Raw genomic sequence first — 14075 nt, forward strand, 5'->3', positions numbered from 1 at the left:
GGCAAATTATCTGAGATATTCGACTTGTTGTTTGAGCGACTGCATGGCCTGATGGATGCGTTTTTCGACGGCTTTGACCGATATTCCAAGGCGCTCGGCAATTTCGGCATACTTGAGTTTGTCGATCCGATGCATCAAAAACGCGACCCTTTGGGTTTCGTTCAGATTTTCTATCGCCGACAATAATTTCGTTTTGAATTGGTCTTCTTCCATAAGGAATTCCGGATTTTCGTTCGTTCCGATGGGAATCACTTTCGACTTTGCGTATCTCAAAACCACTTTTTCGTGCGCGATTGCCTTGAGCGACTTCTTGAAAGCGACCGTGTACAAATACGATTTGGCTTTCTCGAATGGGATTTTCTCGCAGTTCTGCCACAATTTTATGAAGGCTTCCTGTGCGACGTCGTTGGCTTGTTCCTCGCTTCCGAATTTGTAGTACAAAAAATTCCGAAGGTGTTTTTCCTGGCTTTTAAAGAATCGTGCGAACACATTTGGCTCGCATGTCTCGCATGTTTCGGACATATTTTTTCGTTTGTTCTTAGCTAACCCCGACAGTCGGGAAAACCCTACCGAGAAAAAAAATAAAAATTCTTGGTAGGGTTTTTCTTTTCGTCGGGATTCTATTGTCGGAATCCAAAAATACGGCTTATGCCCAAAACGGAAGGTCTGCAGCTTTCCGGAAATTCAAACTAAAATCGTAAAACCTAAATTTTGACACCATGAAAAAGTTCCTTTTACCAGCCTTGTTCGCAACACTTTCGCTATTCACCGTTTCTTGCAGCAGCGACGACGACGGACCGCGCCCAAATCAAGATCCGACGCCCGCAGTCACGGTCGTAACACAAGGAAATTGGTCGATCACTAATTTCGTCGACAACGGCGTCGACAAAACCGCCGATTTTACAGGCTACACATTTACGTTCAACAACGACAATGTGATTGCCGTGAACGGGAACGGGGAAACGATTTCCGGAACGTGGTCAATTGTTTCAGATGACGATTTCGACACGCCCGAAGATTCGAACCTCGACTTCAATATTTTCTTCCAAACCCCGACGGCTTTCCGCGTGCTGAACGAAGATTGGGACATCGCAACTTACACAGCTACGCGCATCGAGCTTCAGGATCTTGACGACGACGGCCCATCCGATTATTTGGTTTTCGAAAGAAACTAAGTTCGAAACACTCCAAAAAAAAATCCCTCAGCGTTTGTTGAGGGATTTTTTTATTTAGGCCAAAAGTTGTTTGAGATCGCTTATCGTTTGCGTAGGATTTTCGGCCCGGAAGACAAAATTTCCGGCTACCAGAACATCGGCTCCGGCTTCCACGAGCGACATGGCGTTTTTGTCGTTCACGCCTCCGTCGATTTCAATCAGCGTCGACGCGCCGGCTTCTGTAATCATTTGTTTGAGCTGACGGATTTTGGCGTAAGTGTGGCCGATAAACGATTGTCCGCCAAATCCGGGATTCACGCTCATCATGCAAACCAGATCGACGTCCTGTATCACATCTTCCAAAACCCGAACCGAAGTCGCCGGATTCAACGCGACTCCAGCCTTCATTCCCTCGGCCTTTATCGCCTGAAGCGTGCGGTGCAAATGCGTGCAGGCTTCGTAGTGAACAGTCAGGTTATTTGCGCCCAAATCGGCGAAAGTATTGATATAACGATCCGGATCGACAATCATCAAATGCACGTCAAGCGGTTTTTTGGTGTGTTTTGCGATGGCTTCCAAAACCGGCATTCCAAACGAAATATTCGGCACGAAAACGCCGTCCATGATGTCGATATGGAACCAATCCGCTTGGGATGCGTTGATCATTTCGATTTCTTTTTGCAGGTTGGCGAAGTCAGCGGCTAGCACTGATGGTGCTATTATTGTGTTTTTCATTTTGTTTTAGTGGTTGTTTTTGTAAAGGTACGGGGATTTTTTTGAAGCTGGTTCCGGCTTCCTGGCACTAGCTTTCTTTAAAAAACCAGTTTTTCTAAAGGCTGCAACGAGCTTCCTTCGGTCGCTGTCGCAACCTAAGAAAAATTTGGTTTTTTCTGCAAAAGGCTAGTTTGCCCGCATCCGGGCTATGGATTGTCGTAAGACGATCCTTTTTTCTTTTAAGAAATTCTTTTTTTTCGGAAACTTCTTTTTCCTCTCGAGACGTGATAAAAATAAGCTTCGCTTATTTTAGGTTTTTCGGCAGCTGCGCTGCCGCAGGCTTCGATTTTCTTTCGTCGCCTGTCCGGCGGGGAGTTCTTTTGTCTGGCAACAAAAGAACCAAAAATGCCCAGCGGCAGACCGTTTGTGGCGACCTGACAGCCTTGAAAATTCGGAAATAAAAAAAACTCGCGGAGAATGCTTTTTAACCGGAAACTCTTATTGGCTCAGACAGTTTTTCATTTCACGAATTTTCAAGACGTCAGGTGCCCGCCAAAACGCTAATGCCGCAACTAATCGGAAAGTGTCTATTGACATTTTTCCTCCGCTGCCGCTTTGGAAAAATGTGTCTCCGAAACACCTTTTTTCCAATCACCAATATCATTTCCATAACGTCGTCGTCGGAAACTTCTGGCTTCGAAAACCCGCGTTCCAGAACGTCAGAAAACCTTTCGAAAGTCCGTTGGAAGCCACATTTTCCTAGGACCTAACAAATCTTGGAGATTTGTTAGGTCTGGCCGAAGTTCGGGGAAAAAACCGAGAGTTGGTTACAGATTTTCTGTAGAAAATGTTAAATGTATTCAGGCCGAATAGTTGTTTTGTGCTGAAGTAAAATCCAAGATTCCCAATCAAAGCCAACCGATTGTTCCGTCAAAGACACACCCGTTTTTCGCTACGGAGACAAACGAGAGGTTCTCGAAACCGAAACTTTCCTGCAGAGACAATTTTTAGCGCAGCGAAGCAAGCTAAAAAGCAAATAAACGCTTCCGATTAGTCCGCGGCCTAAGCACAAAACGCGGGCACCTGACGTCCCAAAAATTCGCTGAAATGGAAACTGTTTGAGCGACCCAAAAAGTAAGTCGTTTCGGCAAAGCTTTCCCGCGAGTTTTTTCATTTCCGAATTTTTGGGGCTGTCAGGTCGCGTTTTTGGTTCAGCCGCAAGGCCTTTTTGCTACTTTTGCGGCCAGGCAAAAGTAGTCCCGCGGAAAGCGACGAACAACAACATCCGGCAGCGCAGCTGCCGCAAACACAAAAAAAGCGCAGCTTTTTTTATCGAGGTTTCGAGAGTGAGCAATTGGTCGGCGAAAAAGAGAAACTTAATTATGGAATTTTTAATTTCAGGTACCGCCTGAAAATAAAAAACTCCGGTAATCAGCCGGAGTTTCAATCATCAATCAAAAAACGAACAGTTAATCAGACTGTTGTTGCTATAGCGATTTCCGCAAGGGAAAATGGCATCATTGTTTCAATTCCAAACATACGGATAATTTTGGAAATGCAAGTTTCAAGATTAAATTTAACTTTTTCAGGATTAACATCACTACGCGTTGTTTTATTCAACAAACGCATGGATTCGATTATCCCAAATATGTTTTTAGAATCTTGCTTCTTGAGGTGTGTTTCAGGCGACGGATCGCTTTTTCCTTGATCTGACGTACGCGTTCACGTGTCAAATCAAAAGTCTCGCCAATTTCTTCGAGAGTCATCGGATGTTGGTCGCCCAATCCGAAGTACAAACGAACTACGTCGGCTTCACGTGGCGTCAAAGTTTCCAAAGAACGCTCGATTTCGGTGCGCAAAGATTCGTGGATCAATTCGCGGTCCGGGTTTGGAGACTCGCCCGAACGCAAAACGTCGTAAAGGTTTGAATCTTCACCTTCTACCAAAGGCGCGTCCATCGAAAGGTGACGTCCGGAGTTTTTCATCGACTCTTTTACGTCATTGACCGTCATGTCAAGTTCTTTCGCGATTTCCTCGGCACTTGGCGGACGCTCGTTCGATTGCTCCAACAAAGCATACATCTTGTTGATCTTGTTGATCGATCCGATCTTGTTCAATGGCAAACGCACAATACGCGATTGTTCGGCCAAAGCCTGAAGAATCGACTGACGAATCCACCAAACGGCGTAAGAAATGAATTTGAAACCACGAGTTTCATCGAAACGCTGCGCGGCTTTGATAAGGCCAAGGTTTCCTTCGTTGATCAAATCGGGAAGTGTCAAACCTTGGTTCTGGTATTGTTTTGCTACCGAAACCACAAAACGCAAATTGGCTTTCGTCAACTTTTCAAGTGCTCTTTGGTCTCCGGCTTTAATCTTTTGTGCTAGTTCCACCTCTTCGTCGGCGGTAATGAGGTCGACTTTCCCAATTTCCTGAAGGTACTTGTCCAATGAAGCTGTTTCCCGGTTGGTAACCTGCTTCGTAATTTTAAGTTGTCTCATGTAATGATTCCCTTTTTTTTAAGAAGATACAGTTGTTATACGGTTGGTTGGCGCAAAAAGTTACAAAATCGAAAAAAAAGTTTGTTAAGTTTTTTCGGCGATCGATTTTACTATATTTCGCGAAAATTCCACAATGAAAAATCTTATCAATTTTTTGTTAATGTTTTGTGTCGTCTCGGTGTTTGCCCAAAAGGGAATCGATCCGACGGATGAAGATGTGTCGCTTGCCAAAAAATTGCGCGAACAATACGCCAAACATGACGTCGCGATCCTTGAAAGTTCGGATATCGTCAGTTTCGGGCTCAATAAATCGGCGGGAAAAGTCACGGTCCAAAACAAGATCCGCGAAAAGCTGATGAACATCAACCATCGCGCCGACATTTACAAGTACGAATTTTACGACAGCGAATCGAAGATCGACAACTTCAACCTAAAATTCCGAAACGAGAAAAACGCAAAATTTGCCGTAAAGGACGAATTCTACAAAGACCGCGATCTTTTCTACAACGACGCGCGCGTGAAGCACATGGAAGTCGATTTTCCGGTGCAAGGTTATATGTACAATTATGAAATGGACAAGACGTACAACGACGTCAAGTACTTCACGTCGCTTTATTTCAACGACGAATTCCCGGTCGTGACCAAGAAAATCGAGATCACGGTCCCGAAATGGCTCAATGTCGAACTTCGCGAATTCAATTTTGCCGGAAACGACATCAAGAAAAATCAAACCGCGAACAAAGACGGGGAAACGGTTTTCTCTTACGAAATGAAGAACGTGTCGGCGCTCTACAAGGAAGACAATGCGCCGGGGCGAACCTATATTTATCCGCACATTCTCGTTTTGGCCAAATCCTATAATAAGGACGGAAAGGAGACGCGTTTGTTTTCCTCGTCGGAAGATCTTTATAAATGGTACAAGTCCTTGGTCGATATGATGAAGGATGACGCGTCGGTATTGAAGCCGAAAGTGGACGAACTTACAGCGAGGGCAAAGTCTGACGAAGACAAGATCAAGGCCATTTATTATTGGGTTCAGGACAACATCCGATACATCGCATTCGAAGATGGCATCGCAGGTTTCAAACCGGATGAATCCCAAAACGTGTTCACAAAACGCTATGGCGACTGTAAAGGAATGGCGAACCTGATCAAACAAATGCTCAAAGTTGCGGGCTATGACGCGCGTTTGACGTGGATCGGAACCAAACATATCTCCTACGATTATTCGGTGCCGTCGCTTGCCGTCGACAATCACATGATCTGTACTTTGCTGTTCAAAGGCAAGAAATATTTCCTTGACGGAACAGAGAAATACGGCGCTTTTGGTGTGAATGCCGAGAGAATCCAGGGCAAAGAAGTCATGATCGAAGACGGCGAAAAATTCATTCTGGACAAAATTCCGGCGGCGAACACGCAGTCGAACAAAGAATCCTACGCGATCAATCTTGCCATCGAGAACGAGACTTTGAAAGGCAAATGTTCCAAGACGTTTTTGGGCGAAAGCTGTTCGGAATTCCTTTACGGATACAACCGCTTCGGACTCGAACGCAAGCAAGATGCGCTGGAACGCTACCTGTCTTTTCGCGACAAGAATATCCAGGTTTCGAACGTCGTCACGACCGATCTTCTGAACCGCGAGCAACAACTTAAACTCGATTACGACGTTTTGGTCGCCAATAAAGTCTCAAGCTTTGACGGGGAAATTTACGTCGACCTCGATTTCGTGCGGGAATACGGCGGATTCGACTTCAAGGAGCGCAAAACCGACTACGAATTCGACTATAAGAACCAATACGATTCGTCGATTACGGTCGCGATTCCGTCGGGTTACAAAGTTTCGAAATTGCCCGAGAATCTCACGGTCAGCTCCAAGGATTACGATATTTCTGTCACGTTTACCCAGACTCCGAAGGAAATCATCTGCAAAAAGAATTTCGTGTTCAGGAATGGCGTGATCCGCTCGAGCGATTTCGTAACCTGGAACGACACCCAAAAGAAACTCAACGACATTTACAAACAGCAAATCGTGCTGAACAAGATCTAACCAAACATCAAAATGAGGACTATTTACATTGCGTTATTTACGCTGTTTTCGTTCGTGGCTTCGGCTCAGGACAAAGAGGAAGTGCGGGAATTTTTTTGGGGAAAAGACGATCCGGCCAAGTCGGCCAAAGACGTTCCCGAAAAATGGAACAACGAATCGGCGGTCATTTTGTACAAATACCAGTTTTACGATTACCACAAATTCGGCAAACGCGTCAAATATGTGAGCGCGGCCAGAAAGCGAATCAAACTTCAGGATGCGGCGGCCGTGAAGGAATTTTCTGAATTTTCGTTCGAGGAAAGATTCGTAACCGACAAAGGTTTCAAGTACAAAAAAGGCACGAATACCGTCGGGATCAAAATCGTGAAACCCGATGGAAAAGAAGTGATCGTCGACGTGGAAAAAGAGTCCAAAAAAGTCGATAAGGAAAACAAGATCGCCATCGGAAACCTTGAAGTGGGCGACATCATCGACTTTTATTCGTACAGATTCGAGCCGTTCGAGTCGATGTATGCGTTTGGGTTCGATCCGGTGGAAACGACTTTGGGAGACGAATATCCGATAAAAGATTTCAAACTCGCCTTCAACACTGAAAACGACTTTTTCGTCAACTTCAACACGTTTAACGGAGCGCCCGAACTCAAGCAGATCGAAACCGGGAAAAGCAACGACAGACGCTACGAACTGGTCGCCTCCGAAATTCCCAAAAACGACTTTCCGCGCTGGTTTTATCCGCTAGTGGAATTGCCTTGCTACAAGTTCCAGGTGTATTTTGCGCGCTCGGGCAAGTTCGAGAAAATGGCGATGGCGTTCCTTCCGGAAAGCGAAAAAATCATCAAGAAAGACGTGACCAAGGAAGACATCATGACTTTCTACAACAAGAAATATTATCCGTTCGGCGATTTGGGCCAGGTGGAAAAATTCCTCAAGGACAAAAAGTTCGAAAGCGACGAGGAAAAGTTGCGCGAGGTGTACTATTTCACGCGTCACATGTATTACACGCGCTATCTCGAGGCGATCGTGGCCGAACAGTCGAAGATTTTCCCGGCTTTCCAGCTTTACGGAATGGTGCCGCAATTTCTGGGCGACGAAGAAGCGTTCATCAAGTATTTCATGGCGTTCATGAAGGACAACAAGATCGATTACGACATCATTTTGTGCATGCCGAGATACGATGGCCCGATCTCGGGTTTGCTGATCGAGAAAGACATCAAGGTCATCATTCGCGCGAACACGGCAAAACCGATGTATCTGCAACATTTTTCGGCGTTCACGAGTCCGGATCAGTTCGAGGAAAACCTCGAGAATACCGAGGCTTTCGTGTTGAATCTGGCAAGGCACAAAAAAGTTACCGATGTCACGAAAGTCACGCTTCCGGGCACGACGAAAGAGGAAAACGCATCCATCGGAATACTGAAAGTCAAGACCGATGCAGATATGAAAGGACTTTCGATCGACAGAAAACTCAAGTTCCTAGGACATTTGAAGGAAGACGAGCAGGAAAGACGTTTGTATTTCTTCGATTATGTGGATGCGGACTACGAGAAATATCAGACGAAAAAGCTCGAAGATTTGATCCGTTCGGACAAAAAACAGGAAAAATTCCAAAAAGAATACGCGGCAATCGTAAACAAATCGCGCGACAACCAAAAAGAAGCGCTCGAAAAAATGGTCGAGGATGAATTCGACATCAAACCGACAGATTACAAATTTTCGGTACTGAACAGCGGCCGTTACGGAAAAGGTTCGGCCATGGAAGTCGAGGAAAAATTCGAACTCAAAGACGCGTTCATGAAGAAAGCGGGAGAGAATTACGTACTGGAAGTGGGTAAAATCATCGGCGGACAAGTGGCGCTTGATGCCAAGGACAAGAAGCGTACGAACAACGTTTATATGTCGTTTCCTCGCAGTTTCGCCAATGAGATCGAGTTTGAGATTCCGTCAGGTTACACCGTTACCGGAATTGACAAACTCAACAAGAATGTCGTGAATTCTGCTGGTGGGTTTGTTAGTTCGGCTAAAATTGATGGTACTAAACTTGTCGTTAAGACCAATAAATACTATACGAATTATTACGAGCCTAATGCTAATTGGTCTAAGATGGTGGAGTTTTTGGAGGCGGCTTTTCAGTTTACGCAGGAGAAGGTTTTGTTGAAGAAGGCTTAGGTTTTTAGAGGAATGAGTAGGAGGCAAGAGCTCGTTTTGTGTATGCGATTCGATCTTGTTTCTTGCTTTTTTTTATGTTGAACGGATTAGATTATCTATTCCGGGTATTTCACTACAACTTGTCAATCTGGCCGCAAATATGATTTATGTGATCTAAGCCATATAGTAATGCACCTTCGTCGATTCCCATCCATTGAAATAATTGTTTTATGAGGCCATACTGTTGTCGAGCGTATGTAGAAGCTTTAATAGAGTTTCCTGCGCTAAAACAGATAGGTTCGTGATGCGCAATTCTGTTTCGCAGGTTATTGATCTGGATTAACTGATTGAATACAAATGTTTGATTGTATTGGACTGCGGCAGTACTGGTGGGTTTGCCCGGAAAGATTTTCAGCAAGTTTTTTCCAGCCGCAGAATATTGATTGGGAGCGAACATAAATCTCCAAAATCCAAATCCAAGTTCGGCTACAAGCTTGTCATGGGTGTAGCTATGCTTTAATTTTGCAACTCCATCGTTAATGTTTTGAGCAGTTAGTCTGCATTTGTTATTGTTGAAGATTCCACCTGGAACGGCAGCGTCGCGTAGCCAATGCGAGCCAAGATTGGCTGTGTAGTGTAAGTCAATCCTGTTTCTTAATGCAATTTCAAAACAACTGATAATTGTAAAAAGTTCCTGTGATAGGCGGAGATTTAGACGATATAACGTCATAGCCTTTCTGGTATTTCCACAGGCTGTGTAATATCGGGTCATTCTGGCTGCTGACATTATATTTTCGAAGTCTTGAAATCTCATGCTGTTAATTTGTTCTTTGACTGTAACTATTTACTTTTCGATTGCTTGTCACGTTTTTATTACTTGTTTGTCACGTTGATAATGTATATCTTTGCCTAATCTTATTCCCGTTAGTCCCTGGGCTCGTCCAAACTAACGGGTTTCGTTTTTTATAGGGTTTGCGACTTATCCCTCTTGTTGCGGTCTTTAATCAGTCGGTTTGCAAAGTGGTATCTTTGGACGTAGTCGACCCTTTGCGGAATAGCCTTTTTTCGCGTTAGGTTACATTTGCGGTTTAAGCGATTAGTCTATATTCGGGCTAACAATAATACTGAAAAGGTTAAGAGATCAATGATTGTGATTCTTATAAGAATCAACATCGTTAAAATTTCTCCCCGATATAGGTTGAGAGCTTACGCTCTCATCTTTTTTTTAAGCCAACTTCGCTTATGTTGGTTATTTTGCAGCGGCTGCGCCGCCGTTGGCTTTTAGTTTCTTTCGTCGCCTGTCCGGCGGGGACTTCTTTTACTTCATTGATTTTTATTGTTTTTTAAAGGATTCAGTGAACCTCGTTCCTCGGTTTGTCTGGTAACAAAAGAAGCAAAAATGCCTTGCGACACACCGTTTTGGCGACCTGACAGCCTTGCAAATTCGGAAATTAAAGGAACTCGCGGGAACCTTCTTTCGAAATGACTTTCTCTTTAGGCCGCTCAAACAGCCTTTAATTTCGCGAATTTGCAAGGCGTCAGGTGCCCGCCAAAACGATGATGCCGCGGACTAATTGGAACTTTTTTTACTGATTTTTGGCTTGCGCGCTGTGCCAAAAATGGGCTCGCCTGGGGAGTTTTGGTTTTTACAGGGAGATTTTTTTTCACGAAGTGCTGCACGCGCCGGAAACTTTCGTCGAAACTGTTGTGTTTCGGTTCTCTCAAATAGCCTTTATTTTACTATGCAAGTTCCGTCCGTTCGCGTTTGTCGGGTCGCAGATTGCCAAGGCGTTAGGTATCAGCCAAAACGTTGATGCCGAGGACTAATTGGATATTTTTATTGATCTTTGGCTTGCGCGCTGCGACAAAAATGGGCTCGCTCGGGGAGTCTTGGTTCTTATGGAAAGGTTTTTCGCGAATGGAATTCCAGTGTGAAAAGTTCGAAAATTACTAGAGCAAGATTTCGACGACGTGAAGGTTGGTAACGGTTACCTTATCTGTTTAAGTATGGTTAACAAATCTGGAATCTTATTATTTTGGCTCTCAGTCCAAAAGTAATGGGAATTATCGATGCTTCCGTTATCCTTCAAAAATATAGATATGCGTTTAGAGTTTTGCCCGATATGAAAACTAAACCGAATTTCTTTCGTATTGAAAATATACGTAGTTGACTGTTTCTTTTCTGTTTTGTCGTTAAGGTTAGGGACAACGTAGGAGTCTAAGAAAGTTATGAATTCATCGATCTCGTTTAGGTCAATCCAAGACGATTTAAAATATGGTTTATTTCCTTCGTTGACTGTCATATCCATTTGCAAAGCCTTGATTTTTAAGTTAGACTTCAGATTAGTTGCCTCGATAGGGAAAAATGAGACAACTTCTCCAATTCCAGAAGTAAGTTGGGCCTTTACACTCCAGTCTCTATTGACTTGGATAAACTCTGCATTGTCAATAAATTTTCGGGTGTTCGAGTTGGAGTTTGTTTCCTGAGCATAGTTGGCCAAGGAAAACATAATCAGAAATATTTGAATTAGTGATTTCATAATGAGTTTGACTGAATTTGTAATCGAAAATAAAATAAGTTGGAAAATAAAAATGACCACACTTATCTCGCAAAAATAAAAGTCTTTCCATTAGAAATTTAAGGCTTTCCGTTGGCGACGTTTTAGCTACCTCCATAAGTATCAATAGCACAAGAGCCAAATACCTATGTTTTTACTGAGTGAGGCACTTAACTATTTCTGAAGATACTCTTCCAAATCCAAAATCAATTTATTCTTCTGAACGTGGAATAATGAGACTTTTTTCGACCAAAAGCCTTCATAAGCAATTATGTCTTGACCAAGCATTTTTACACTATAAAGCTCAGAAGATGGCCAAGTTGACTCCAATTTAAATTTTGAAAAGTTGCACTTCGGATAATATTCAAAATTGGATGTCTGTTGTGTTTCTATGACTTGAATAGAATCTCTAGATGTTATTACTGAGAGTAGATCATGCTTCATAACATTGAATTGCACAATTCTTTTTAGCGTTATGATTTCGATAGGCTTTCGGTTTTCCCACTTGTAGATATGATAAACACTATCTTGAAAAAAGTAGCCAAACATCCTGGATCCTTTCAATTCTTGAACTTCATCTGGTCGCTCAATTTTACGATTCAAAAGAAGTCTAACTAATTTGGATGGTTTGGACGTGTACCACTTTTCGAAATCATCTTTCTTTGTTTTTAAGTACTTAAAATTTTTTACTGAAATTTCAATTAAACTCAATGTTTTGGCAATGTCATGGTGTTCTATATCGATGATAAAGGTCAAGCCTTTGCGCTCTGTTTGGGTCTGTTGGTTAAATACTCTTATTTCGCTAGAATGCCTATTTCTAAGCCAAATATATATTGGCTCGTTGTACTTCAATTCTTTTAATAATGACTCTGCATATTTGGCAATAATTAGGTTTGTGTTAATCTTCTGTGTAATATGGAGTGAACGATAAAAGATTGACGTTGCCATATGTCTTTTCGATTAGAACATCTTTATGCGCAAATGAATGCACACACAGAGAACTTAATAATGATAGAAAGATTATTAATCGATTTATTATTCTAGAGGATGTGGGAGCTATGGTGTTGTACATTTTTAGAAGTTTTGGCGTTCTAAAAGGATTCTCCTTCACGCGATGGAAACGTAAATTAACTACTAACTAGATGATGAGAGAAAGTTAATATTCTTACTCGAACAAATATAAAAGTCTTTACCGAAAACAATATGTTTCGCGTAAAACAAAAAAGCCGCGTTTCGAAGCATTAAGACATGATGCAGTAAATCTTACTTTATCACACTCTTCAAAAGAGAACTAAGCTCCTTCTCAGCAGCCAATAACCGCTCATAAAGCTTCTTATTCTCCTCAACCAACTCCATCTATCTTATCCAAAGGATTGAAAGTACAGTGGTGATTGCCAACTTGACCTGAACTGTGATCGTAGAAGTTATTGAAGTAATTGAACACACTTTCGTCGCTAAAATTCTTTAATGTTTCCAAACTAACGCCAAGCGCCTCCGCGACATCCTTCAAACGCTTCTCATCAATCTCCTCACTATTCTCCAAATTCGAGATCGATTGCTGGCTCATGCCCAAAGCCTGAGCCAACGCTTCCTGTTTCATGCCGCGCAGTTCGCGGATGCGGGAAATTTTACGGCCGATGTGGGATTTAGAAGGCGTTTCCATGGTGAAGGTGTTTGTTTCGGTAAATATAAAAAAATTGCGGGTTGGCTTTGGTGGTAAGTTACCAACAATCGGGATGGGGAAAGCGCATAGCAAATTAGCTCAGTAGCGCCCGCAATCGCAACTCAAAAGTTCTGTGTGAGTTTTCTAAAAAATTTTTATTTCGCACAAATTTTGTGTGACTTTTCTAAAAATAAAATAGTTCACACAAAATCTGTGTAAACTTTCCTAGTATAAAATTTGTCATACAAAGCATACCGCGAGAGTTCCCGAGCGGAAACAAACTTCAATCGCAACTCAAAAGGTCAGGCGTGGGAGAGAGAAGTGTTCGTGAAAAAAAAAACCAATGTAAAGACAAAAAATTTCCAAGCGGACACATTTTTGAAGCAGCGCGCAAGCCAAAAATCAATAAACACTTTCCAATTAGTCGCGGCATCAGCGTTTTGGCGGGCACCTGACGTCTTGGAAATTCCCGCAAATGGAAGCTGTTTGAGCCACCCTAGAGCCGACATCATTGATCCGGTCACGGAAAAGCGCGTTTCCGCCGATATTAGAGACTTACAATGCAGCGGAGTATGTGAGATTAAGTAAAGCCGGACTAATCGTCTTAAATTGGTTAACTTGAATTGTAGTATTTAATTGGCTATTCTTGATATTTGTAATAGGTGAAATAGTGTAACCTTGTGCAGTAGAGAAACACGTATCTGTGTGTGAGTAACGTATCAAATTTGAATCCATCAAATGCATGAAAAACCATTATGAAACATTAAAGATAAAAACTGACGCGACTCAGCAAGAAATCAAAAGATCTTACCGAAAATTAGCGGTTGAATTCCATCCTGACAAAAATAACGGCGATACTTTTGCAAATGATAGGTTTATTGCGATTCAAGAGGCGTATCATGTCCTATCCAATCATCAAAAGAAAAAAATATTCGATAAGTTATATTTAATTCACCTCTGTGAAAATGAGGAAACTTTGAGTCCTGAAAAAGAAAATGTTACCATCGGTCAGGATTACTCGACTTCCCTGATAATTCTTGCCGCGCTATTAGTTCTTGTCGTAGCTTTTTTTGCAATTTACTATTGTGTTTTTAAAAGTATATGAGAAATTAAGAAATGCCTCTTTCGCCACGAAAGTTGTGTGAACTTTTCAAAAATATTTTTTCTCACACACATTTGAACTGCACCCAAAAAGTTAGACACAATTTTGGGGTATCCTATGGAAAGAAAAGTAAAGCACAGTTATGATTTTAAGCTCCATTGTGTCGAAGAGGTCTTAAGGGGCCGATCTGC

At 42.5% G+C, this 14075-nt stretch carries 10 protein-coding genes and 1 pseudogene; 4 read left to right on the forward strand and 7 right to left on the reverse strand.

Going from position 1 to position 14075, the window contains the following annotated elements:
• Positions 1-6 precede the first annotated feature (6 nt).
• Positions 7-522 carry a sigma-70 family RNA polymerase sigma factor gene (locus tag EOO49_RS10435; RefSeq protein WP_290845385.1) on the reverse strand — a complete coding sequence of 172 codons (516 nt, stop codon included), beginning with the start codon at positions 520-522 and terminating at the stop codon, positions 7-9.
• Between the two features lie 197 nt (positions 523-719).
• Here EOO49_RS10435 and EOO49_RS10440 point away from each other — a divergent pair, with 197 nt between their 5' ends.
• Positions 720-1175 carry a hypothetical protein gene (locus EOO49_RS10440; protein WP_290845386.1) on the forward strand — a complete coding sequence of 152 codons (456 nt, stop codon included), beginning with the start codon at positions 720-722 and terminating at the stop codon, positions 1173-1175.
• Between the two features lie 54 nt (positions 1176-1229).
• Here EOO49_RS10440 and rpe read toward each other — a convergent pair whose 3' ends face one another.
• The gene (gene rpe, locus EOO49_RS10445) at positions 1230-1889 is read right to left on the reverse strand and encodes a ribulose-phosphate 3-epimerase (RefSeq protein WP_290845388.1); all 660 of its coding nucleotides are present in this window, start codon (positions 1887-1889) and stop codon (positions 1230-1232) included.
• A gap of 1616 nt (positions 1890-3505) precedes the next feature.
• Positions 3506-4369 (reverse strand): sigma-70 family RNA polymerase sigma factor, encoded by an 864-nt coding sequence (locus tag EOO49_RS10450; RefSeq protein ID WP_026707723.1) that lies wholly within the window; start codon positions 4367-4369, stop codon positions 3506-3508.
• 133 nt (positions 4370-4502) lie between these two features.
• Here EOO49_RS10450 and EOO49_RS10455 point away from each other — a divergent pair, with 133 nt between their 5' ends.
• Together EOO49_RS10455 and EOO49_RS10460 are read left to right on the forward strand one after the other, a co-directional pair.
• The gene (locus EOO49_RS10455; RefSeq protein WP_290845390.1) at positions 4503-6416 is read left to right on the forward strand and encodes a transglutaminase family protein; all 1914 of its coding nucleotides are present in this window, start codon (positions 4503-4505) and stop codon (positions 6414-6416) included.
• Between the two features lie 12 nt (positions 6417-6428).
• Entirely contained in the window at positions 6429-8582 is a 2154-nt protein-coding gene (locus tag EOO49_RS10460) for a hypothetical protein (RefSeq protein WP_290845392.1), read from the forward strand.
• A 112-nt stretch (positions 8583-8694) separates the two neighbouring features.
• Here the strand turns inward: EOO49_RS10460 and EOO49_RS10465 are convergent, their stop codons facing one another.
• The 4 genes and pseudogenes from EOO49_RS10465 to EOO49_RS10480 form a co-directional block, all read right to left on the reverse strand.
• Positions 8695-9375 (reverse strand): Abi family protein, encoded by a 681-nt coding sequence (locus tag EOO49_RS10465; RefSeq protein WP_290845394.1) that lies wholly within the window; start codon positions 9373-9375, stop codon positions 8695-8697.
• A 1174-nt stretch (positions 9376-10549) separates the two neighbouring features.
• Positions 10550-11101, reverse strand: coding sequence for a hypothetical protein (locus EOO49_RS10470; RefSeq protein ID WP_290845396.1), 552 nt, complete (start codon positions 11099-11101; stop codon positions 10550-10552).
• Between the two features lie 192 nt (positions 11102-11293).
• A complete protein-coding gene (locus EOO49_RS10475) occupies positions 11294-12067 on the reverse strand; it encodes a hypothetical protein (protein ID WP_290845398.1) in 774 nt (257 codons plus the stop codon).
• Positions 12068-12382: 315 nt separating this feature from the next.
• Positions 12383-12782: pseudogene (locus EOO49_RS10480) on the reverse strand (helix-turn-helix transcriptional regulator).
• A 742-nt stretch (positions 12783-13524) separates the two neighbouring features.
• Here EOO49_RS10480 and EOO49_RS10485 point away from each other — a divergent pair.
• A complete protein-coding gene (locus EOO49_RS10485) occupies positions 13525-13887 on the forward strand; it encodes a J domain-containing protein (RefSeq protein ID WP_290845399.1) in 363 nt (120 codons plus the stop codon).
• The last annotated feature ends 188 nt before the right edge of the window (positions 13888-14075 follow it).

Origin of the sequence: Flavobacterium sp. (assembly GCF_004295795.1) — a bacterium.
GTDB lineage: Bacteria > Bacteroidota > Bacteroidia > Flavobacteriales > Flavobacteriaceae > Flavobacterium.